This is a genomic window from Pseudomonas sp. L5B5, assembly GCF_020520285.1.
In the GTDB taxonomy this organism is placed as follows: Bacteria; Pseudomonadota; Gammaproteobacteria; order Pseudomonadales; family Pseudomonadaceae; genus Aquipseudomonas.
On sequence record NZ_CP084742.1, the window covers coordinates 6004360 to 6026482 of the forward strand.

At 62.5% G+C, this 22123-nt stretch carries 25 protein-coding genes and 1 riboswitch; of the genes, 20 read left to right on the forward strand and 5 right to left on the reverse strand.

Annotated elements, in window-relative coordinates; translation table 11 throughout:
- Positions 1-165: 165 nt before the first annotated feature.
- From LGQ10_RS27695 to LGQ10_RS27720, 6 genes are all read left to right on the forward strand, one after another.
- Positions 166-1206 carry a DUF2066 domain-containing protein gene (locus tag LGQ10_RS27695; RefSeq protein ID WP_226523791.1) on the forward strand — a complete coding sequence of 347 codons (1041 nt, stop codon included), beginning with the start codon at positions 166-168 and terminating at the stop codon, positions 1204-1206.
- A 37-nt stretch (positions 1207-1243) separates the two neighbouring features.
- Positions 1244-2317 carry an AI-2E family transporter gene (locus tag LGQ10_RS27700; RefSeq protein ID WP_226523792.1) on the forward strand — a complete coding sequence of 358 codons (1074 nt, stop codon included), beginning with the start codon at positions 1244-1246 and terminating at the stop codon, positions 2315-2317.
- 217 nt (positions 2318-2534) lie between these two features.
- Entirely contained in the window at positions 2535-3239 is a 705-nt protein-coding gene (gene hda, locus LGQ10_RS27705; RefSeq protein ID WP_226523793.1) for a DnaA regulatory inactivator Hda, read from the forward strand.
- A 218-nt stretch (positions 3240-3457) separates the two neighbouring features.
- Positions 3458-4078 (forward strand): C40 family peptidase, encoded by a 621-nt coding sequence (locus LGQ10_RS27710; protein WP_058437078.1) that lies wholly within the window; start codon positions 3458-3460, stop codon positions 4076-4078.
- 164 nt (positions 4079-4242) lie between these two features.
- Positions 4243-4776, forward strand: coding sequence for a C40 family peptidase (locus LGQ10_RS27715; RefSeq protein ID WP_226523794.1), 534 nt, complete (start codon positions 4243-4245; stop codon positions 4774-4776).
- Positions 4777-4797: 21 nt separating this feature from the next.
- Entirely contained in the window at positions 4798-5460 is a 663-nt protein-coding gene (locus LGQ10_RS27720; RefSeq protein WP_226523795.1) for a class I SAM-dependent methyltransferase, read from the forward strand.
- A gap of 2 nt (positions 5461-5462) precedes the next feature.
- On the opposite strand, the gene LGQ10_RS27725 is transcribed toward LGQ10_RS27720, so the two are convergent.
- Both LGQ10_RS27725 and LGQ10_RS27730 read right to left on the reverse strand, forming a co-directional pair.
- Positions 5463-6782, reverse strand: a complete 1320-nt coding sequence (locus tag LGQ10_RS27725) for a PQQ-dependent sugar dehydrogenase (RefSeq protein ID WP_226523796.1) — start codon at positions 6780-6782, stop codon at positions 5463-5465.
- A 68-nt stretch (positions 6783-6850) separates the two neighbouring features.
- Positions 6851-7432 (reverse strand): hypothetical protein, encoded by a 582-nt coding sequence (locus LGQ10_RS27730; RefSeq protein WP_226523797.1) that lies wholly within the window; start codon positions 7430-7432, stop codon positions 6851-6853.
- A 168-nt stretch (positions 7433-7600) separates the two neighbouring features.
- Positions 7601-7834: riboswitch (cobalamin riboswitch) on the forward strand.
- 79 nt (positions 7835-7913) lie between these two features.
- Between LGQ10_RS27730 and cobO the strand changes: the two genes are divergently transcribed.
- From cobO to LGQ10_RS27795, 14 genes are all read left to right on the forward strand, one after another.
- Positions 7914-8525 carry a cob(I)yrinic acid a,c-diamide adenosyltransferase gene (cobO, locus tag LGQ10_RS27735; protein WP_226523798.1) on the forward strand — a complete coding sequence of 204 codons (612 nt, stop codon included), beginning with the start codon at positions 7914-7916 and terminating at the stop codon, positions 8523-8525.
- 10 nt (positions 8526-8535) lie between these two features.
- Positions 8536-9864, forward strand: a complete 1329-nt coding sequence (locus LGQ10_RS27740; protein ID WP_058436238.1) for a cobyrinate a,c-diamide synthase — start codon at positions 8536-8538, stop codon at positions 9862-9864.
- Positions 9857-10507: a 5,6-dimethylbenzimidazole synthase gene (gene bluB / locus LGQ10_RS27745; protein WP_226523799.1), complete on the forward strand. Its 651-nt coding sequence runs from the start codon at positions 9857-9859 to the stop codon at positions 10505-10507. The genes LGQ10_RS27740 and bluB overlap by 8 nt, the downstream gene beginning before the upstream one ends.
- The gene (gene cbiB / locus LGQ10_RS27750; RefSeq protein ID WP_058436236.1) at positions 10504-11412 is read left to right on the forward strand and encodes an adenosylcobinamide-phosphate synthase CbiB; all 909 of its coding nucleotides are present in this window, start codon (positions 10504-10506) and stop codon (positions 11410-11412) included. Before bluB ends, cbiB begins: the two co-directional genes overlap by 4 nt.
- On the forward strand, positions 11405-12397 hold the full coding sequence (gene cobD / locus LGQ10_RS27755; RefSeq protein ID WP_058436235.1) for a threonine-phosphate decarboxylase CobD: 993 nt from the start codon (positions 11405-11407) through the stop codon (positions 12395-12397). The genes cbiB and cobD overlap by 8 nt, the downstream gene beginning before the upstream one ends.
- Complete coding sequence (locus tag LGQ10_RS27760) at positions 12394-13845, forward strand: cobyric acid synthase (protein WP_226523800.1); 1452 nt, start codon at positions 12394-12396, stop codon at positions 13843-13845. The genes cobD and LGQ10_RS27760 overlap by 4 nt, the downstream gene beginning before the upstream one ends.
- A gap of 42 nt (positions 13846-13887) precedes the next feature.
- Positions 13888-14409, forward strand: a complete 522-nt coding sequence (gene cobU / locus LGQ10_RS27765; RefSeq protein ID WP_226523801.1) for a bifunctional adenosylcobinamide kinase/adenosylcobinamide-phosphate guanylyltransferase — start codon at positions 13888-13890, stop codon at positions 14407-14409.
- Positions 14406-15461, forward strand: coding sequence for a nicotinate-nucleotide--dimethylbenzimidazole phosphoribosyltransferase (cobT, locus tag LGQ10_RS27770; RefSeq protein WP_226523802.1), 1056 nt, complete (start codon positions 14406-14408; stop codon positions 15459-15461). The genes cobU and cobT overlap by 4 nt, the downstream gene beginning before the upstream one ends.
- On the forward strand, positions 15458-16033 hold the full coding sequence (cobC, locus tag LGQ10_RS27775; protein ID WP_058437271.1) for an alpha-ribazole phosphatase family protein: 576 nt from the start codon (positions 15458-15460) through the stop codon (positions 16031-16033). Before cobT ends, cobC begins: the two co-directional genes overlap by 4 nt.
- A 1-nt stretch (position 16034) precedes the next feature.
- Positions 16035-16766, forward strand: a complete 732-nt coding sequence (locus LGQ10_RS27780; RefSeq protein WP_058437272.1) for an adenosylcobinamide-GDP ribazoletransferase — start codon at positions 16035-16037, stop codon at positions 16764-16766.
- A 70-nt stretch (positions 16767-16836) separates the two neighbouring features.
- Entirely contained in the window at positions 16837-17241 is a 405-nt protein-coding gene (locus LGQ10_RS27785; protein WP_058437273.1) for a MarR family winged helix-turn-helix transcriptional regulator, read from the forward strand.
- 52 nt (positions 17242-17293) lie between these two features.
- Positions 17294-18496 (forward strand): MFS transporter, encoded by a 1203-nt coding sequence (locus LGQ10_RS27790; RefSeq protein ID WP_413247575.1) that lies wholly within the window; start codon positions 17294-17296, stop codon positions 18494-18496.
- Positions 18493-18615, forward strand: coding sequence for a hypothetical protein (locus LGQ10_RS31375; RefSeq protein ID WP_264194084.1), 123 nt, complete (start codon positions 18493-18495; stop codon positions 18613-18615). Before LGQ10_RS27790 ends, LGQ10_RS31375 begins: the two co-directional genes overlap by 4 nt.
- 55 nt (positions 18616-18670) lie before the next feature.
- On the forward strand, positions 18671-19222 hold the full coding sequence (locus LGQ10_RS27795; RefSeq protein WP_058433872.1) for a glutathione peroxidase: 552 nt from the start codon (positions 18671-18673) through the stop codon (positions 19220-19222).
- A gap of 86 nt (positions 19223-19308) precedes the next feature.
- Here LGQ10_RS27795 and LGQ10_RS27800 read toward each other — a convergent pair whose 3' ends face one another.
- The 3 genes from LGQ10_RS27800 to LGQ10_RS27810 form a co-directional block, all read right to left on the reverse strand.
- On the reverse strand, positions 19309-20595 hold the full coding sequence (locus tag LGQ10_RS27800) for an OmpP1/FadL family transporter (RefSeq protein ID WP_058433871.1): 1287 nt from the start codon (positions 20593-20595) through the stop codon (positions 19309-19311).
- 144 nt (positions 20596-20739) lie between these two features.
- Positions 20740-21222: a hypothetical protein gene (locus tag LGQ10_RS27805; protein ID WP_226523803.1), complete on the reverse strand. Its 483-nt coding sequence runs from the start codon at positions 21220-21222 to the stop codon at positions 20740-20742.
- Between the two features lie 270 nt (positions 21223-21492).
- Positions 21493-21717 (reverse strand): hypothetical protein, encoded by a 225-nt coding sequence (locus LGQ10_RS27810; protein WP_058433869.1) that lies wholly within the window; start codon positions 21715-21717, stop codon positions 21493-21495.
- Positions 21718-22123: the final 406 nt, after the last annotated feature.

The window sequence follows — 22123 nt, forward strand, 5'->3', positions numbered from 1 at the left end:
TGGTTCCGCCCATGCCCGTATAAGGTATAGCGCTTGAGTGGTTGTCGTTATGTCAGCGTGAAAACCGGTGGATGCCGGTGAATGTTTTGCCAGGGCTTGTGGTCACAGTCCTGTCCACAGCGAAGCGCGCGCTGTTTCAATCGTTTTTGCCATCGAGAATCTTCCATGCGTCTGGGTCAATTTCTAGTTGTGGGCTGTTTGTCATTGGTCAGCCTGGCAAGTCATGCCGAAACCCTCAACGGTCTGTATCAGGTTCGCGAGCCGGTGAGCAGTCAGTCGCCCCAGGAGCGCGACCAGGCTACTCAGCGAGCCCTGGAGACCCTGGTGCTGCGCCTGACCGGCGATGCCAAGGCCGCTCAGGGGCCGGGGCTGGCGGATATTCGCAAGGACCCGCAGCAGATCGTCAGCCAGTACGGCTATGACGCCGGGCCGCCGGAGAGCCTGCAAGTGGACTTCGATCCGGTCAGCACCGACCGCGCCCTGCGCCAGGCGGGTTTGTCGTTGTGGGGGAGCAATCGCCCGTCCATCCTCGGCTGGTGGTTGAATGACTCTACCGAAGGCTCGAGCCTGGTGGGTGATGGCCAGGCCAGCGCAGAACCACTGCGGCGAGCGGCCCAGCATCGCGGATTGCCGTTGCGCTTGCCGCTGGGGGACTTGACCGAACAGATCGTTGCTACTGCGCCCAACCTCGAGGGTGCGGACCCGGCCCCGCTGCGTGACGCTTCGGAGCGTTATGGGGCGGATGCGCTGTTGGCAGTGCACGCCCGCGAAGAGGGTGGTCAGTGGCAGGCCAAGTGGCGGTTATGGCTGGGCGACCAGAAGGAGCAGGGTTCGGTCCAGGGGGCTGATACCGGTGCCTTGGCCGATGCCGTGCTGCTGGCGGTGAGCCAGCGCCTGGCGCCGCGCTTCGTGGCGCGCCCGGGAGTTTCCAGCGAACAGTTGCTTGAGGTGCAGGGCATGAATCTGGAGCACTACGCGGCCCTGGGGCATTTGCTGGAGCCGTTTGGTGGGCAGTTGCGTAGCGTCGACGGTGATCGAGTCGTCTATCGGGTCAATGGCAGCGCCGAGCAGTTGCGTGCGCAGTTGTCCCTGGCCAAGTTGCAGGAGATTCCTGCCGGGCAGGTGCAGCCAGCACCTGCGCCGGGCGTGGATGGTGCTGCGCCGGTTACCCAGGACTCTGGAGCGCAGTTGCGCTTTCGTTGGTAGCGGTTGGTTTCCTTATATATAGAAGCAGGAGTGCTTTATGGCTGATACCCGTCGTTGGGTCTGGTTGGGTGGAGTGCTTCTGGTCTGCGGGTTCCTCTACCTGCTGCACCCGATCCTCAGTCCGTTCCTGGTAGCGCTGTTGCTGGCGTACCTGTTCGATCCGCTGGTGGATCGCCTGGAAAAATGGGGTTTGTCCCGGACTTGGGGGGTGGTGGCAGTATTCGCCCTGTTTACCCTGATCGTGATGACCTTGCTGTTGGTCCTGGTTCCGATGCTGGCCAAGCAGTTGGTGCGCCTCTACGAGTTGGCGCCACAGATGCTCGACTGGGTTCAGCACACGGCCATGCCCTGGGTTCAATCGCGACTGGGGCTGGCCGACGGTTTCTGGAAGTTCGACAAGGTCAAGACTGCCATCAGCGAGCATATGGGGCAGACCACGGACATTGTCGGCGTGGTACTGAGTCAGGCCACGGCCTCTGGTCTGGCGCTGATCGGCTGGCTGGCCAATCTGGTACTGATTCCTGTGGTCAGCTTCTATCTGCTGCGGGATTGGGATCTGATGATGGCCAAGGTTCGCAGCCTGCTGCCGCGTGATCGCGAAGAGCGGGTGGTGTCCCTGGCGGGGGAGTGCCATGAAGTGCTGGGGGCCTTTGTGCGTGGGCAGTTGCTGGTGATGGTGGCTCTGGGCGTGATCTATGCCGCGGGGCTGATGCTGGTGGGGCTGGAATTGGGGCTGTTGATTGGCCTGATTGCCGGGCTGGCGGCCATCGTCCCTTACATGGGGTTCATCATCGGTATTGGTGCGGCACTGATCGCGGGGCTGTTCCAGTTCGGTGGCGACCTGTATCCCATGATCGGTATCGTCGCGGTGTTCATGGTGGGGCAGGCGCTGGAAGGGATGGTGCTCACACCTCTGCTGGTGGGGGATCGTATCGGCCTGCACCCGGTGGCCGTGATTTTTGCCATCCTCGCTGGTGGCGAGCTGTTCGGTTTCACCGGGGTGCTGCTGGCCCTGCCCGTGGCGGCGGTGATCATGGTGCTGGTGCGTCATGTGCACGACTTGTACAAGGACTCGGACCTCTACAGTGGGACCCAGGAACCCGATCTATAGGGCTGTTGGAAGGGGTGCCAGGTGCTGGCGCCCCATTCGTGCCGGTGCCTGTGGCGCGATCCTGGCTCTCAATGAACCCCTTTGCGGCCCTTTCGGCTCACGCAAACCTTTGATTTTGCTTGTGGTCTGCTGCATTGTGCACTCGGCGTCACGGGTATAAACTTTGCAAAATTTACACAGAGGCCACTAACGGTTCGTTTGGAACTGTTCAGCCAGCATGAAACCGATTCAGCTGCCCTTGGGGGTGCGTCTGCGTGATGACGCCACCTTCATCAACTACTATCCCGGCGCCAACGCTGCGGCACTCGGCTATGTCGAGCGTCTCTGCGAAGCCGATGCCGGCTGGACCGAGAGCCTGATCTACCTCTGGGGCAAGGATGGTGTGGGGCGCACTCATTTGCTGCAGGCGGCCTGTCTGCGTTTCGAGCAGTTGGGGGAGGCTGCGGTATACCTGCCGTTGGCGGAGCTGCTGGATCGCGGAATCGAGATCCTCGACCATCTCGAGCAATACGAGCTGGTCTGCCTGGATGACTTGCAGGTCGTGGCTGGCAAGGCGGACTGGGAAGAGGCGCTGTTTCATCTGTTCAATCGTCTGCGCGACAGCGGTCGGCGCCTGTTGATTGCTGCCTCGACGTCGCCTCGCGAGCTGCCGGTGAAGCTGGCAGACCTCAAGTCCCGCCTGACCCTGGCGCTGATCTTCCAGATGCGTCCGCTTTCCGATGAAGACAAGCTGCGTGCCTTGCAGTTGAGGGCGTCCCGGCGAGGCCTGCATCTGACCGACGAAGTCGGGCATTTCATCCTGACCCGGGGCACGCGGAGCATGAGCGCTCTGTTCGAGCTGCTGGAGCGTTTGGACCAGGCCTCGCTGCAGGCTCAGCGCAAATTGACCATTCCTTTCTTGAAAGAAACCCTGGGCTGGTAAGGCAAGGCGAAGCCCTTCTGGTCGGGTTCCGGCATATTCCAGGCGCCAGAAAACGCGCCTTTGGAAGTGTTTCCAGGGGCGGCCAGGGCTTAAATGGGCTTAAAGCCTTAGATGTACGGAAGAAACTCATAAGTCACATTCTGATCGATTGAATTTGCAAATGAGGGCGATAGAAGGCATAGTCGCTTCTTCTTTTATTTCAAGCCACGGTCGTGCCCATGCTAAATCGCTTCGCACCCCTCGTGCCTCTCGCACTCGTTACCCTGCTGTTTGGTTGCGCCTCCCATGCACCGGTGTCGCAACAACAGGTCGTACAGCAGGCTCAAGTCACCACCAAGAACCAGTCTTCCGCTGTTTATCAGGAGGAGCTGGCAACTGAAAAGGAACTGGCAGAATTCGCTGACAGCAAGCCTTACCAGTTGCCAGTTCTGGCCGACAGCATTCTCGAGCGTGGCATGTCCCTGATCGGTACCCGCTATCGTTTCGGCGGCACCTCCGAAGCGGGTTTCGACTGCAGCGGTTTCATCGGTTACCTGTTTCGTGAAGAGGCTGGCATGAACCTGCCACGCTCCACTCGCGAAATGATCAACGTCAAGGCACCCCTGGTGGCGCGCAACAACCTCAAGCCGGGTGACCTGCTGTTCTTCAGCACCAACGGCCGTGGGCGCGTCAGCCATGCCGGTATCTACCTGGGCGACGACCAGTTCATCCATTCCAGCAGCCGTCGTAGTGGCGGTGTGCGGGTCGACAGCCTGGGTGACAGCTACTGGAGCAAGACCTTCATCGAGGCCAAGCGTGCACTCGCCATGGCTCCGACAGTGGTCACCGCACGCAAATAAACAGACTATTTGTAGGGCGAAGTTAAAGTCTTACTTGAAGTTTGGTGTGTAGGCGCTAGAATTCTGATCTATTGTTGAAACTAACCGCGTAAGTCCTGCTTACGCGGTTTTGTTTTCAGTACCACGGCAGAGAAAGCCGCATCCCGATCAGGATTGTCCAGCTTATGTCGACCTCGGCCCGCATTGCTCTGATTGTCCTCGCAGCGCTGCTCAGCGCCTGCGCCAGCCGTACCCCGCCCCCTGCGCCCGTGGTGCGGGCTCCGGTATTCAATTCCTCCCAGACCTTTTCTCCGGTTGCCGAAGACGTGCTGTTTCGTGCGTTGGGCCTGGTGGGCACGCCTTATCGCTGGGGCGGCAACACGCCAGCCACGGGGTTCGATTGCAGTGGCCTGATCGGTTATGTGTATCGCGATGCTGCTGGTATCTCCCTGCCACGCTCGACCCGGGAAATGATTGGCATGCAGGCTCCGGATGTCGGCAAGAATGCCCTGCAGACGGGGGATCTGATCTTCTTCGCCACCAATGGCGGTTCCCAGGTCAGCCATGCCGGGATCTATGTCGGTGAGGGGCGTTTCGTGCATGCCCCGGCTACCGGTGGCACAGTCAAGCTCGACAGCCTTTCGAAGGCCTATTGGCAGAAGGCCTATCTGAGCGCCAAGCGCGTACTGCAGCCGGAACATCTGGCGCACAACCCGTAACTCTCTCCGGTCGAGGTGCTCGTGACGGCCCGTACGCTCAACCTCGACGATGCTCTCTACCAATACCTGCTGGACGTTTCCCTGCGTGAAACGCCCCTGTTGCGCCGTCTGCGAGACGAGACCCAGGCCCTGCCCACTGCACGCTGGCAGGTGGCGCCCGAGCAGGGCCAGTTTCTCGCCCTGTTGATCAAGTTGATCGGCGCCCGCCGAGTGCTGGAGGTGGGTACCTTCACCGGTTATAGCGCCTTGTGCATGGCTCAAGCGTTGCCGGATGATGGTTTGCTGGTCTGTTGTGACATTCCGGGTGACTACAACACCACTGCCCAGCGTTACTGGCAGGAGGCTGGTGTCGAGCAGCGCATCGACCTGCGTCTGGCGCCTGCGCTGGACACTCTCGACAGCCTGGAGAGGATGGGGCAGGGCGCAGCTTACGACCTCATCTTCATCGATGCCGACAAGGCCAACTATCCGAGCTACCTGGAGTCCGCACTGCGCCTGCTGCGTGTTGGGGGCCTGGCGGTGTTCGATAACACGCTATGGAGTGGCCGGGTTCTGGAGACGGAACCGGCCAGTGAGGACACCCGGGCCATCCAGGCCCTCAATCGTGCCCTCAGGGATGACCCGCGTGTTGACTTGTCGCTGTTGCCCCTGGGGGACGGCCTGACCTTGTGCCGCAAGCGCTGATGTCAGGGCTGCTTGGCGGCCGTTACTCGCCAGATCTTGTTGCCGATGTCATCCGCCACTAGCAGGGCTCCCTGCTGGTCGATCACCACCCCTACCGGACGGCCCATTGCTTGTTTGTCGTCATCGAGAAAACCACTGAGCACGTCGACCGGCTGACCCTGGGGCTTGCCGTCGCTGAAAGGCACGAAAATCACTTTGTAGCCGCTGTGGGGGTTGCGGTTCCAGGAACCATGCTGGCCGATGAAGGCGCCTTCGGTGAAGGGCGCCGGAAGTTTGCTGCCTTCAGCAAATGTCAGTCCCAGTGAGGCGGTGTGCGGTCCCACGGCGTAGTCCGGGGCGATCGCCTTGGCCACGAGGGCCGGGTCCTGAGGCTTGACCCGTGCGTCGACATGCTGGCCGTAGTAGCTGAAGGGCCAGCCATAGAACGCACCGTCCCTGACCGAAGTGATGTAGTCGGGCACCAGGTCGCTGCCGATCTCATCTCGTTCATTCACGGCAGTCCAGAGTGCCCCGCTTGCAGGTTCCCAGGCCATGCCGTTGGGGTTGCGCAGGCCGGTGGCGAACAGCCGGTGCTGGCCGCTGGCACGATCCACTTCCCAGATCGCCGCGCGACCTTGCTCCTTGTCCAGGCCATTTTCGCCGACGTTGCTGTTGGAACCGACGGTGACATACAGCTTGCTGCCGTCCTTGCTGGCAATGACATTCTTGGTCCAGTGGTGATTCAGTGTGCCACCCGGCAGGTCGAGCACCTTGGTGGCGCTGGCGCTGATCCGGGTGTCACCGTTCTGGTAGGGGAAACGCAGCAACTTGTCGGTGTCCGCCACATACAGGTCGTTGCCCATCAGGGTCATGCCAAAGGGCGAGTTGAGGTTTTCCAGGAATACACTGCGGGTTTCTGCCACGCCGTCGTGATCTGCATCCCGTAGCAGGGTGATGCGATTGGCGCTGGGAACTGTCGCGCCAGCGCGGCCCATCACTTTGCCGGCGACCCAGCCGCGAATTCCCTGGCTGTCGTCCGGTTTGGGCGGGGCATTGGTTTCCGCCACCAGGATGTCCCCGTTAGGCAGTACATAGAGCCAGCGCGGATGGTCGAGATCCTCGGCGAAGGCATTGACCTGGGTTCCGCTGGCCGCCAGTGGTTTTGCTCCCTGGGGCCAGCCGACGGCCGGGGCGATGTTCAGCGTGGGGATCAGCGTGGGATTGGGTTCCGGCAGCTTGGGGTTCGGGCCGGTTCCATCCGCGACCTGCAGGCTGGAGGTTTCGCCGCAGGCAGCGAGGCTGGCGGCGATGGCAAGGAGCAAGGTGTGTCGAAGCGTGAGCATGCTGATATCCCTATGAGTGCGCGAACGTTCAATCATAGAGAAGCATCGTCGGGCAGGGTTCCCTTCTTTCAGCGGGCTTCCTTGAACAGCACCGCGATCCCGGGGTGATAGCAGCCAGCTTCGTTGTGCAGCTTGCGATAGGCATAGGGGAAGTACCATGCCACGGCGCAGCAGTGCTCTTTCTGCAAATCGTCGAGCAGGTCTTGCAGCTCTTCGGGGGTGGCGCTGTGTTGAAGCTTGTGTGGCGCGACGAACAGGCAGCCGAGCTTGAGGTCGCTGGCATAGCTGATCCTCTTCGCTTCGCTGGCGATGTCTGCCAGGGGCTGGGCCAGGTTCAGGTTGTTGACCCGTGGCCAGCGCTGGGTGGCCTGGATGTAGGCGCGTTCTTCCTTGGTTGCCAGGTACAGGTCGGTGCGGGCATTGCGCGCGCCTTCCTCGAGCTGCTTTTTGCTGGGGCTGTGCTCCAGGCTCACCATCTCGGCCATCCAGGCTGCCGCGGAGAGCAGGCCCAGGTTGGCTTGTTCATCGAACCAGTAGGGGGTTTCGTTATCGCCGCGAACCGCGTTGTAGCGGTCAATGCAATCGAACCAGCGTTCCAGCATCGGACGCAGGAATTCCAGCTTTGGATTGCTGATGATCATGCCTTGCATCGAACTCACCCCTTATTGTTGTGCGGAGGGGCGTCGGCCCCGAAAGTGGCTATTTGATATCATTGCTTCCAGTGTGGCACAAGATTGGCGTCAGTTTGTTGATGCAGTGCAGTTTTCCGTCGGATGCGATGGACAGCTTCAATTGACGCTCTACCCCCAACCCTCTAACCTTCGCGACTTGTTTCAGGTGCTCTGTGGTCTTGGCCGACAGGGTGAAACAGGGAAGCCGGTCAGGGCCGTTCCAGTGATGGGGCTGGCGACGATTCCGGCGCTGCCCCCGCAACGGTAGGTGAGTCAAGGCTGTGCAGGTGCCACTGTGTCGAAGACGACATGGGAAGGCGCGCAGTTCGGCAGCGATGCCGCTCACGAGCCCGGAGACCGGCCTGATCCATCCAACGGCATCACGGTGGGCGATGCCAGGCTTAAGCCATTTGTTTCCATTTCTGCCCCCGTTCCCCAAGCCCCAACGGAGAACTGCTCAATGAGTGAATCCCTCGAGCGTGACGAGCGTCATTTGGCGCGCATGCTGCGCAAAAAAGCACTGATCGACGAGCGCATCGCCAACTCGCCCAACGAGTGCGGGCTGCTGCTGGTACTGACGGGCAATGGCAAGGGCAAGAGCAGCTCGGCTTTCGGCATGCTGGCCCGATCCATGGGGCATGGCATGCGCTGTGGCGTTGTGCAGTTCATCAAGGGCCGCGAAAGCACCGGTGAAGAGCTGTTTTTCCGGCGTTTCCCCGAGCAGGTGAGCTTTCATGTGATGGGCGAGGGTTTCACCTGGGAGACCCAGGATCGCCAGCGAGACATTGCCGCTGCCGAAGCCGCCTGGGCAGTGTCCCGGGAGTTGCTGAGCAATCCCGATGTCGGCCTGGTGGTACTCGATGAGCTGAACATTGCCCTCAAGCACGGTTACCTGGACCTGGATCAGGTATTGGGCGACCTGCAGGCCCGTCCGCCGATGCAGCACGTGGTGGTGACCGGGCGGGGGGCCAAGCCGCAAATGATCGAGCTGGCCGATACCGTGACCGAGATGGGCATGCTCAAGCATGCCTTCCAAGCGGGTATCAAGGCGCAGAAGGGCATCGAGCTGTGAGCGTGAATCCATGACTGATGTTCGTCATTGCCCGGCGGTATTGATCGCCGCACCGGCATCCGGCCAGGGCAAGACCACCGTGACCGCCGCCCTCGCGCGCCTGCACCGCAACCAGGGGCGCAAGGTGCGAGTCTTCAAGTGCGGTCCGGACTTTCTCGACCCGATGATTCTCGAGCGTGCCAGCGGTGCCCCGGTGTACCAGCTGGACCTGTGGATGGTGGGTGAGCAGGAGAGTCGCCGCCTGCTGTGGGAGGCGGCCGGGGAGGCCGACCTGATCCTGATCGAAGGCGTCATGGGGCTGTTCGACGGCACCCCGTCCAGCGCTGACCTGGCGCGGCATTTCGGCGTGCCGGTACTGGGGGTGATCGATGGCACTGCCATGGCCCAGACCTTCGGCGCCCTGGCCCTTGGCCTGGCGCGTTACCAGCCGGACCTGCCGTTTGCCGGGGTGCTGGCCAATCGGGTGGGTACTGTGCGTCATGCGCAGTTGCTCGAAGGCAGCCTGACCGAGGGACTGCGCTGGTATGGCGCGTTGTCCCGGGAAACTGGCATCGAACTGCCCAGTCGCCACCTGGGTCTGGTGCAGGCCAACGAACTCAATGACCTGGACCTGCGCCTGGACGCTGCTGCCCAAGCCCTGGCCAGCAGTTGCCAGGTAGCGTTGCCACCGGCCGTGGGGTTTGCCGCGCCGGCCCCGCAGGTGTGTGAGCCATTGCTGGAGGGGGTGCGGATCGCCGTGGCGCAGGACGAAGCGTTTGCTTTCACCTATGGCGCCAGCCTGGATCTGCTGCGGGCCATGGGCGCGCAGTTGCACTTTTTCTCGCCGATTCATGATCGTGAATTGCCGGCGGCCGACAGCCTGTACCTGCCCGGCGGTTACCCGGAGCTGCACCATCAGGCGCTGGCGCAGAACACCGGCATGCTGGATGCCATTCGTGCTCACCATGCCGCCGGCAAGCCGTTGCTTGCTGAATGTGGCGGGATGCTTTACCTGCTCGATGCCCTGACCGACGTCGAAGGCCTGCGTGCCGAACTGCTGGGGCTGTTGCCCGGCGAGGCCGTGATGCAGAAACGTCTGGCAGCTCTGGCCCTGCAAGCGGTGGACCTGCCGGAAGGCAGCCTGCGCGGGCATACCTACCATCACTCCCTGACCAGTACGACGCTCGAGCCCATCGCTCGGGGCGTGAGCCCCAACGGTGGGCGTGGCGCCGAGGCGGTGTATCGCGATGGGCGGATGACCGCCTCCTATGTGCACTTCTATTTCCCGTCCAATCCGTTGGCGGTGGCGGCGTTGTTCGCGCCGCAGCATATGGTTGGCGAGGGCCAGGCGAGTGAGTGAGCTGGCTTTTTCCGCACCCGAGCGCGAGGCGGTCTACCGCGCCATCGCCGAACGCCGTGACATGCGCCATTTCGCCGGCGGCAACGTTGCCCCCGAGGTGCTGCAGCGTCTGCTGGAGGCTGCGCACCAGGCGCCCAGTGTCGGGCTGATGCAGCCCTGGCGCTTCATCCGCATCAGTGATCGAGCGCTGCGCGAAAGTATTCGGCAACTGGTAGAGCAGGAGCGAGTGCGTACTGCCGAGGCCCTCGGGGAGCGTTCCGACGAGTTCATGAAACTCAAGGTCGAGGGCATCAACGATTGTGCCGAGCTTCTGGTGGCCGCCTTGATGGATGGCCGCGAGCGGCATGTTTTTGGCCGCCGCACGCTCCCGGAAATGGACCTGGCGTCGATGTCCTGCGCAATCCAGAACCTGTGGCTGGCGGCGCGCAGCGAAGGCCTGGGCATGGGCTGGGTCTCGTTGTTCGAGCCCCAGGCCCTGGCTGCACTGCTGGGTTTGCCCGAGGGAGCCAAGCCCTTGGCGGTGTTGTGCCTGGGGCCGGTTGCCGAATTTTACCCGGCGCCGATGCTGGCGCTGGAAGGTTGGGCCCAGCCCCGACCATTGAGTGAGTTGCTGTATGAGAATTACTGGGGAGTGAGTCGATGAGCGTGGCGTTGCTGAGTGTCGCCGGGGTGGCGCTGGATGCGCTGCTGGGCGAGCCCAAGCGCTGGCATCCACTGGTGGCGTTCGGGCGACTGGCGGACCGCATCGAGCAGCGCTTCAATGCCGCGGGGCGAGGGTGGCGCAGCCATGGTGTCACTGCCTGGGTACTGGCGGTGCTACCTCTGACCCTGGTGGCCACGGCCTTGTCCTGGCTGCCCTACATTGGCTGGCTGGTGGAGATCCTGGCGTTGTACTGCGCCTTGGGGCTGCGCAGCCTCGGCGAGCATGTCGAACCGGTGGCCCAGGCCCTGCGAAGCGATGATCTGGACGAGGCGCGACGCCGCGTGGGGTTCCTGGTGAGTCGCCAGACCAGCGAGCTGGACGCCACCGCCGTAGCGCGAGCGGCCACCGAGTCGGTACTGGAGAACGGCAGCGACGCGGTGTTTGCGGCCCTGTTCTGGTTTGCCGTGGCGGGCGCGCCGGGGGTGGTGCTCTATCGTCTGAGCAACACCCTGGATGCGATGTGGGGTTATCGCAACGAGCGCTTCGAGCGCTTCGGCTGGGCCGCCGCGCGGATCGACGATCTGCTCAACTATATTCCGGCGCGCCTGGTGGCCCTGACCTATGCCTTGCTGGGCAAGACCCGATTGGCATTCAAGTGCTGGTATCGCCAGGGACCGACCTGGGACAGTCCCAACGCCGGCCCGGTGATGGCGGCCGGGGCGGGAGCCCTGGGGGTCGAACTGGGAGGCGCGGCGGTCTATCACGGCGAGCTGCATCAGCGTCCGCAATTGGGTGAGGGGGAGCCGGCCAGTGCCGCGTCCATCGATCACGGCTGGCAGTTGGTGCAGCGGGGAGTATGGCTGTGGCTGCTGATTCTTTGCCTGGGGGCTGAATTCTATGCTTGAGCATGGTGGGCGGTTGCGCAGGGCGGCCCGGGAGCACGGCATTGCCGAGGAGGCCTGGCTGGACCTGTCCAGTGGGCTGGCCCCCTGGCCCTTTCCTATCCCGCAGATTCCGCAGCGTGCCTGGGCCCGCCTGCCGGAAACCGATGACGGCCTGGAACAGGCGGCCTGTACTTATTACGGGGCCGATGAAGTATTGCCGGTGGCCGGTTCCCAGGCCGCGATCCAGCTGTTGCCGCGCTTGCGGCGCACCGGCAAGGTCGGCGTGCTGTCGCCCTGTTACGCCGAGCATGCCGAAGCCTGGCGTCGCAGTGGTTATCGGGTGCGCGAGGTCTTGGAGCAGGAAGTGGACTTCTTTCTCGATAGCCTCGATGTGCTGGTGGTGGTCAACCCCAACAATCCCACGGGCCTGAGCCTGACCCCCGAGCGCCTGCTGGAGTGGCATGGACGGCTGGCCCAGCGTGGCGGCTGGCTGGTGGTGGATGAAGCCTTCATGGACAACACCCCGGAACTGAGCCTGGCGCGGCATGCCCACCAGGTGGGGCTGATCGTCCTGCGCTCCTTCGGCAAGTTCTTTGGGCTGGCTGGCGTGCGCCTGGGGTTTGTCCTGGCCGAACGCCGGCTGCTGCGACTGCTGGCCGAACAGGTCGGGCCCTGGGCCGTCAGCGGCCCGACCCGGGTCCTGGGACAGGCCTGCCTGCAGGATGTCGAAGGCCATGCTCGCCAGCGCGAGCGCAGCGAGGTGGCCAGCCAGCGACTGGTGCAGGTCCTGGAGCGCCATGGCTTCAAGCCCCAGGGTGGCTGCGCCCTGTTCCAGTGGCTGATCACCGGCGAGGCCGAGCGGTTGCATCACTTCATGGCACGGCGCGGCATCCTCCTGCGCCTGTTCGCCCACAACAGCAGCCTGCGTTTCGGCCTGCCTGCCGATGAGGCCGACTGGGCTCGCCTCGAGCAGGCCCTGCAAGCCTATCGCAAGGATTACCCATGACCACGCTGATGGTGCAAGGCACGACTTCAGATGCCGGCAAGAGCACCCTGGTGACTGCACTGTGCCGCTGGCTGTTGCGCCAGGGTGTCGGCGTGGTGCCTTTCAAACCGCAGAACATGGCCCTCAACAGTGCGGTGACCGCCGATGGCGGCGAGATCGGTCGGGCCCAGGCGGTCCAGGCCCAGGCCGCCAAGCTGGCACCTCATACCGACATGAATCCGGTGCTGCTCAAGCCCAACAGCGACACCGGCTCTCAGGTGATCATCCATGGCCGGGCCGTGACCACCATGAATGCCGTGGCCTATCACGACTACAAGGCCATTGCCATGCAGGCAGTTCTGGCCTCTCACCAGCGCCTGCGCGAGGCCTACCAGGTGGTGATGGTGGAGGGCGCCGGTTCGCCGGCCGAGATCAACCTGCGTGCCGGGGATATCGCCAACATGGGGTTTGCCGAGGCAGTGGACTGTCCGGTACTGCTGATCGCCGATATCAACCGTGGTGGGGTTTTCGCCCACCTGGTAGGCACCCTGGAACTGCTTTCGCCCAGCGAGCAGGCGCGGGTCAAGGGCTTCATCATCAATCGCTTCCGCGGTGATATCGCCCTGCTGCAACCGGGCCTGGATTGGCTGGAGCAGCGCACCGGCAAACCGGTGCTCGGTGTGTTGCCCTATGTCATGGACCTGCATCTGGAGGCCGAGGACGGTATCGACTCGCGCCAGGCCGGCAAAGTCGAGCAGGTGCTCAAGGTGGTGGTGCCGGTGCTGCCGCGTATCAGCAACCACACGGATTTCGATCCGCTGCGCCTGCATCCCCAGGTGGACCTGCAGTTCATTGGTCCCGGGCAGGCGATTCCCGCTGCCGACCTGATCATTCTTCCCGGTTCGAAAAGCGTGCGTGGCGACCTGGCCTACCTGCGGGCCAATGGCTGGGAGAGCGCCATCGCCCGACACCTGCGTTATGGCGGCAAACTCCTGGGGATCTGCGGGGGCTTGCAAATGCTCGGCGAACAACTGCACGACCCCCTGGGCCTGGAAGGGGTCGCCGGCTCCAGTCCGGGCCTGGGCCTGCTGGCTTTCGATACCGTGCTCGAGGCGGAAAAACAGCTGCGCAACGTCAGTGGCCGCCTGACCCTGGAAGACGCCGAGGTCAGCGGTTACGAGATCCACGCCGGAGTCAGTCGTGGCCCGGCCCTGCAGCGGGCAGCGGCGTGCCTGGATGATGGCCGCAGCGACGGCGCGCGCAGCGCTGACGGGCAGATCATCGCCACTTACCTGCACGGCCTGTTCGAGACGCCGGCCGCCTGTGGGGCGCTGTTGCGCTGGGCTGGCCTGGAGGAGGTGCAGGTGGTGGATTACCACGCCTTGCGCGAGCGCGATATCGAGCGCCTGGCGGACCTGGTGGAACATCACCTGGATACCGGCGCATTGCGCCAGCTGTGTGGCTTGTAGCCCCACAGTGCTATCCCGTCTTCTTTTCAAAGGTACCCAAGCATGTTGCAACTGATCCTCGGTGGTGCCCGTTCCGGCAAGAGCCGCCTGGCCGAGACACTAGCCAGCGACAGTGCGCTGGCGGTGACCTACATCGCCACCAGCCAGCCGCTGGATGGCGAGATGAACCAGCGCATCGCCCATCATCGACAGCGTCGCCCCGCACACTGGGGGCTGATCGAGGAGCCGCTGGAGCTGGCCCGAGTGCTGCAACAGGCCGCTGGCCATGGGCATTGCCTGCTGGTGGATTGCCTGACCCTGTGGCTGACCAACCTGCTGATGCTCGAGGACCAGGACCGCCTGCATGCCGAGCGCGAAGCGCTGCTGCATTGCGTGGCCGAGCTGCCGGGGCACATCATTTTTGTCAGCAACGAGACCGGCATGGGTGTCGTGCCGCTGGGCGAATTGACTCGCCGCTATGTGGATGAAGCCGGTTGGCTGCATCAAGCCCTGGCCGAACGTTGTCAGCGAGTGGTACTGACCGTTGCCGGCCTGCCCCTGACTTTGAAAGGACCTGCGTTATGAGTAATTCCTGGTGGCTGGAGCCGTGCAAGGCGATCGATGCTCAGGTAGTGGAGCAAGCACTGGCCCGGCAACAGCAGTTGACCAAGCCGGCGGGTTCGCTCGGCCAGCTCGAACCCCTGGCCGTGCGTCTGGCAGGGTTGCAGGGCTGCCTCAAGCCGGCCATCGAGCAGGTGTGGATCGCGATCTTTGCCGGCGATCACGGCGTCGTGGCCGAAGGGGTGTCGGCCTACCCGCAGGAAGTGACCGGGCAGATGCTGTTGAACTTCGTCAGTGGCGGCGCCGCGATTAGCGTGCTGGCCCGCCAGTTGGGGGCTCAGCTGGAAGTGGTAGACCTGGGCACCGTCAATCCAGGCCTGGAACTGCCTGGGGTGCGTCACTTGAACCTGGGGCCGGGCACCGCGAACTTCCTCCAGGGGCCGGCCATGAGCCGGGCCCAGGGCGAGCTGGCACTGCAAGCCGGTCGCGACAGCGCATCAAGGGCCCTGGAACACGGCGCCCAATTGTTCATCGGCGGGGAAATGGGCATTGGCAACACCACTGCTGCCAGTGCCATTGCCTGTGCCTTGCTGGACATTCCGGTGACGCAGCTGGCTGGCCCGGGTACCGGACTGAGCGTCGAAGGCGTCAGCCACAAGGCCCGCGTCATCGAACAGGCCCTGGCGCTGCATCAGGATGCTCGTGATAACGCTTGGCAGGCGCTGCTGGGTCTGGGCGGTTTCGAGATCGCGGCGCTGGTCGGCGCTTACCTGGCCTGTGCTCAGGAGGGGATCGCGGTGCTGGTGGATGGTTTCATCTGCAGCGTCGCGGCGCTGGCGGCGGTGCGCTTGAATCCGGGCTGCCGCCCTTGGTTGCTGTTCGCCCACCAGGGCGCCGAGCCAGGGCATCGACACGTACTGCAAGTGCTGGAGGCCGACCCCTTGCTGGACCTGGGCCTGCGCCTGGGCGAGGGCAGTGGCGCGGCGCTGGCAGTGCCACTGCTGCGCCTGGCCTGCGACCTGCACGGGCAGATGGCGACCTTTGCCGAAGCCGCGGTGGCGGATCGCCCGGCATGACCCTGCACCTGGACCTGCTGCGCCACGGCGAGACCGAGTTGGGCGGGGGGCTGCGTGGCAGCCTGGACGACGCATTGACCGATCGCGGCTGGCAGCAGATGTACGAGGGTGTCCATGGGCGCGGGCCGTGGGACCTCATCGTCAGTTCGCCCCTGCAACGCTGTGCACGTTTTGCCGAACAGCTGGCGGCGCGCCTGAACGTGCCGCTGGTGCTGGAGCCTGGCCTGCAGGAACTGCATTTCGGGGCCTGGGAAGGCCAGAGCACGGCGCTGTTGATGCAGACCGATGCCGTGGGGCTGGGGCGTTTCTGGTCCGACCCTTATGGCTTCACTCCGCCTGAAGGTGAGCCGGTGCAGTTTTTTTCGCAGCGAGTGCTGGAGGCCATCGACGGCTTGTATCAGGCCCATGCCGGGCGACGGGTATTGCTGGTCAGCCATGGTGGTGTAATGCGCCTGCTGCTGGCCAGGGCGCGCGGGCTGCCTCGCGAGCAGCTGTTGAGTGTCGAAGTGGGGCATGGTGCGCTGTTCGGCCTGCAGGTGGCAGCGACCGGCCACTTGCATGAGGTGGCCTGAGATGCTGCCGTTCTGGATTGCCTTGCAATTTCTCAGCAGCCTGCCGGTGCGCTTGCCAGGTATGCCGGAGCCCGAGGCGCTGGGGCGCTCGTTGCTGTTCTATCCACTGATTGGATTGCTGTTCGGCGCATTGCTGTGGGCATTGAGTGCTTTGCTCGGCAGTGTTCCGCCCCTGTTGCACGCAGCCTTGCTGCTGGCTGCCTGGGTCCTGCTCAGCGGCGGACTGCATCTGGATGGCCTGGCCGACAGCGCCGATGCCTGGCTCGGCGGCTTCGGTGATCGTGAACGTACCCTGAGCATCATGAAAGATCCACGCAGCGGGCCGATTGCCGTGGTGACCCTGGTGCTGGTGCTGTTGCTCAAGTTCGCCGCCCTGGTGGTTCTGATCGAGCAACAGCAGGGGTTCGCCTTGTTGCTGGCGCCGTTGATCGGACGCATGGCGTTGCTTGGTTTGTTCCTCAGTACGCCGTATGTGCGAGCCGGTGGCCTGGGCCAGGCCCTGGCCGACCACCTGCCGCGTCTGGTGGGGCGGCAAGTGCTGGGGCTGAGTGTCCTGGCCTGCCTGCTGCTGGGGGGATACAGCGGTCTGTGGGCGCTGCTGTTGGCATTCGCCGTGTTCTGCTGGCTGCGGCACTTGATGCTGCGGCGCCTGGGGGGCACCACCGGCGACACGGCCGGCGCGGTGCTGGAGTTGCTGGAGATGACAGTGCTGCTGGCTGTGGCGCTGTCCTGAGTGCTACCGCAGTGCGGTATTTTCATTGAAAATAGTTGCCTTGGATTAGTCGCGGGTATATACACGCATCATGCTTCCCTCTCAGTGTTTGTGCACCAACCTGCGTCGCGCCGCGCGTGGCGTCAGCAAGTTCTACGACGGCGCCCTCGATGGCTTCGGAATCAACGTCGCCCAGTATTCCTTGCTGAACAACCTGTTGCGCCTCGATCAGCCGAGCATTTCCAGCCTGGCTGAAGCCATGGGCCTGGATCGCAGCACCCTGGGGCGCAACGTGCGAGTGCTGGAGGCGGCTGGGCTGCTGCAGTTGACCGAAGGCGACGATCAGCGCAATCGCCTGGTGCAATTGACCGAGGCGGGGCATGAACGCCTGGCCGCAGCCTTGCCGGCGTGGGAAGCAGCCCAGCAGCGGCTGATCGATCGGCTGGGTGTGCAAAAGCGTGAAACCCTGTTGGCCTTGCTGAATGAACTGGCCTGAGGCCGGTTCGTTCGACTATAAGCGGGTATATACCCGTAGACGGAGAATAAAAATGTCATCGATGTGGCGTACCAGCAGTTGGGTACTTCTCGGCAGCGCGTTGATCCTGGCCTTGTCGCTGGGGATCAGGCATGGCTTCGGCCTGTTCCTGCCACCCATGAGTGCGCAGTTCGGCTGGGGGCGGGAGGTCTTCGCCTTCGCCATCGCCTTGCAGAACCTGGTCTGGGGCCTGGCCCAGCCGTTCACCGGGGCCCTGGCCGATCGCTTTGGTGCAGCGAAGGTGGTCCTGGTCGGTGGCGTGCTGTACGCCGTGGGGCTGGTCTTCATGGGGATGGCGGATTCGCCTCTGTCGTTGTCCCTGAGTGCCGGGCTATTGATCGGTATCGGCCTGTCCGGCACCTCCTTCTCGGTGATCCTCGGCGTGGTCGGTCGGGCGTTGCCGCCAGAGAAACGCAGCATGGGCATGGGGCTCGCCAGTGCCGCAGGTTCCTTTGGCCAGTTCGCCATGTTGCCGGGCACCCTGGGCCTGATCGGTTGGCTGGGCTGGTCGACGGCGCTGCTGGTGCTGGGCTTGCTGGTGGCCCTGATCGTGCCGCTGGTGAGCATGCTCAAGGATCAGCCACTGCCCGTGCACGGCCACGAGCAGAGCCTGGTGGAGGCGCTACGCGAGGCCTGTTCCCATTCGGGGTTCTGGTTGCTGGCGTTCGGATTTTTCGTCTGCGGTTTCCAGGTGGTGTTCATCGGCGTGCACTTGCCGGCCTACCTGGTGGACCAGCACCTGCCGGCTACCGTCGGCACTACGGTGCTGGCACTGATTGGCCTGTTCAACATCTTCGGGACGTACACCGCGGGCTGGCTGGGTGGGCGCATGTCCAAGCCGCGCCTGCTCACCGGCCTGTACTTGCTGCGGGCGGTGGTGATCGCGCTGTTCCTGTGGTTGCCGGTGACCCAGACCAGTGCCTATTTGTTCGGCATGGCCATGGGCTTTCTCTGGCTGTCCACGGTGCCCTTGACCAACGGCACCGTAGCGACCCTCTTTGGTGTGAGGAACTTGTCGATGCTGGGCGGCATCGTGTTCCTGTTCCATCAGCTGGGCTCGTTCCTCGGTGGCTGGTTGGGTGGTGTGGTCTACGACCGGACCGGCAGCTATGACCTGATCTGGCAGGTGGCGATTCTGCTCAGCCTGCTGGCCGCGGCGCTCAACTGGCCGGTACGTGAGCGGCCGGTAGCGCGCTTGCAGGCCAGGGTTGCATGAAGTCGCGCATCGGTTGGGGGATCGGCTTGGGCCTGGGCGTCTCGTCATTGCTGCTGGCCTGGTGGGGCTGGCAGCACAGCGGACTGGCGCTGATGCAGTTGGGCATGGGCGCTTGCTAGGTGATCATGGGGGCGAGTAACGTCGGGGCTTGAGGTTTTTTCAAGGACACCTGACATGGTCATCCGCTGGATTGCTGTTCCCGCTTTGCTCGCCACCTTCGCAGGCTCGGCCTGGGCGGCCGATTGCCCGGCGCTGCTGGAGGGCTCGCTGCCCAAGCTGCACGCCAAGGAGTCCATCGATCTGTGCCAGCGCTTCGCCGGCAAGCCGCTGGTGGTGGTCAATACGGCGAGCTTTTGCGGGTTCGCCCCGCAGTTCAAGGGGCTCGAAGCGTTGTACCAGCGCTACAAGGACCAGGGGCTGGAGGTGGTGGGAGTTCCATCCAATGACTTCAAGCAAGAGTCCAGGGACGGTGCCGAAACTGCCAAGGTCTGCTACGTCAATTATGGTGTGACCTTCACCATGACCGAGCCGCAGAAGGTCAGGGGAGCTGATGCGGTGCACCTGTTCAAGGTACTGGCGCAACAGAGCAGCGCGCCGAAGTGGAATTTCTACAAGTATGTCGTGGATCGCCAGGGCAAGGTGATCGCTGATTTCTCCAGCCTGACCAAACCGGATAATCCGGAGTTTGTCGAGGCGGTGGAGAAAGCGCTGGCGTCGGGGTCTTGATTACCGGTTCAAAAAAATAGAAAGCCCCGGATCATGAAGATGCCGGGGCTTTTTCAGTGGGCCGGGCTCTTGCCTGGCTTCGAGGCTTAGAAGCGGTAGGTTGCACCTACGCCGAAACCGTTCGCACTGTTCTCGTACTTGGCGTTGTAGGTTTGGCCAAGTGCGTTGCTGCGGTTGACGTTGACTTTCTCTTCCTTGAGGTAGGAGTAAGCGACGTCAATGGTCAGCTCTTCGATTGGAGTCCAGCCTGCACCAATGCTGAAGATGGTCCGGTCACCAGTAGGAATACGCGGCGAGCGGTCTTTGTTATTGGTCGGCGACTGGTCGAAGGTCAGGCCGGTACGCAGGACCCACTCTTTGTTCAGCTGGTAAGAGGTACCGATGGCGTAAGCCCAGGTGTCGTGCCAGTTCTGATCTTCCTTGATGGTGCCCAGGCCCAGCATCGGCGAAAGTGCACCACCTGCTGCAGCTGTAACGCCATCGTTGTTGACGGTGATGTCTTTCAGGCGGCTCCAGCGAGTCCAGGTAGTACCGGCATAGAGCTTCCAGGCCTCGTTCAGATCCTGGGTGACCGACAGGTCGTAGGACTCTGGGGTTTCGATTTTCAGAGAAGCATCGTAGCGATTGCTTTTCAGGAATGGGGCAGGGCTGCTAGGAGCGGCAGTGACCTCGGTGTGACCTTCCAGCTTGTAGTTCACTTTCGAGTGGTAGGTCAGGCCCACGCGGGTGGTATCGGTTGCCTGGACCAGGACGCCGATGTTGAAACCGTAGCCCACGTCATCGCCCTTGATCTTGACGTTGCCGTCATAGGGGGAGACAGGAGTGGTCAGGGCCGATTCCAGCACGCCGGAAATACGGTTGATGGTAGGACCGAAACCGATCGATACCTTATCGTTGAAGGCATAACTGACGGTCGGCTGAACGGTAATTACCTTGACGTCGCTCTTGCTGCCGAAGTTGCGGCCCTGGAAGTCGCTTTCATAGTTGGTCACGAGGCCGAATGGCGCGTAGACCCCTAGACCGAACGCCCAGTGCTCATCAATAGGGTTGACGTAGAAGCCCATCGGAACAGCAGTGAAGGGAACCATGTCGCCTTTGTTGGTGCCTTTCTGAGTGCCGCTGGTGTCCTTGAGGTCTGTGGAGGCATCGATGGCCGCCACACCTACAGTGACTTGCTGCTTCTTCAGCCGAGACATACCGGCAGGGTTGCCAAATACAGTGCTGGCGTCGTCAGCGGAGGAAGAACGGCCGGCAAAACCGGTACCCATGCCGCTGATGCTTTGTTCGTTAAGGGCGAAGCCGCTAGCGAAGATCTGGCTCGATGCCACCGCAATGGCCAAGCCTATGGTGGATTTGAGCATTACTTTTTTCATTATTAGAACTCCTGATGATCACCGAGGCGAAAACTACCAACATTTCTGCCTCGACGCTATAGGCTGCAATAGTTGATTTAGAGCGGTTTTGTAGGACAATCCGACCAAAATCAGCGTTTTTCTCTGATTTTGTAAAAGTCGTAGTCAGCAGGCGACCAGGCTGGGTGGCGAAACACAGGTCTGCCAGGCGCAGGTGAAGTCTCTTAAACGTCCTTGTGGTTGAAAGGTCTTCCTCCAGATCCGGGCCATGCCGAGCAGGTCGTCGGCAGCGGGTAGCAGGGTGTGTTGTTCTTCCACCAGCAACCAGGCGATTGCCGTGGCGTAGCGCAGGTTGACGGTCAGCTCCAGATGCGGTCCGCTGAGGAACGCATGCTGGCTCGCCAACCCGCGAACTAGACTAGCGCGTTCCGGGTCCAGCGCCAGGTAGTGATCCCAGAGAGCCCGGTGGCGTGGTTCGGTAATGCGGTACAGACCATGGCCGCGGCGATCGTGCAGCGCCGATCCGAGCTGTGACTGGCTGGCGGCGATACCCAGCAGCAAGGCTTCAGCGGTTTTGCTATGGCTGCCCAGGTACATCAGTGTTGGGCGGATCACATAGCGGCACAACTCGCTGGCGGCGATACCCATAATGCCCTCGAGGATTGAAGTGGCCGGCAGAACCTGAAAGCGCTTGGCGGCGAGTGAAGGGATCAGGTTTGCCGGAAGCGGGCCGAGCCGCTTGAGTTGAAGTCTAGTGTCATATCTATGCTGTAAAGGATTGTTTTTAAAATATTTCCGCTCCCTTGTTATAAGCCTTATATCGATTGGTGCTTTGATCGTTCGAGCCTGCCCTTAAATCACGGGCAATAAAAAACCCCGCGGCAAGGCGGGGTTTTGGGCTTTTCGGCGATTGCCGGATCAGGCCACCAGGGCCTGACGGGTGCGCTCGATCACTGCCTGTAGTGGTTCGTCGCTGGAGTACTGGTCGGGATACAGGCGTTCGCTATGACGGGCGATGCCATGTTCGTTAACCAGGGTGAAGCTGAAGCCACTTTTGCGGCTGGCCATGATCAGGCAGTTCAATGGCGCAAAAGCGTGGGTCAGGGTGCTAATTGCATTCTGGGTCTGGATTTGAATAGACATAATTATTAGGTGTTCCTACAAATGACACGGTTAAGAACCGTGCAACGTTAAAACGTTCCAGTGACGTCGACCGCTCAGGGTCGAACGAAGAACCTGTCTGGAACAAAGCAGCCAGTTTGCAGCGCTTTGATTACAGTTGCGCTAAGGCTGGCAGGTAGGTACTTAGGAGGGCAGGCAGCACAGCAAGGGCAGAGGTTCTGGGCCCAGGGTGGAGATCCTGATCAATTTGCAGGTTGGTTCGGTCAGAGTAAGTGACTCACTTGCAGCCTTGGAAGCATTCCAAAGGTGCCGCAGCTGTGGGTATTACCTGGAAACCAGCGAGATGGTCGGTCCCTGGTATTGGCGTGCTGCTCGTTTGGAGGCGTTGCCGGCGGGACTTGTTCGACCAGAATTGACTTTCAGCTTG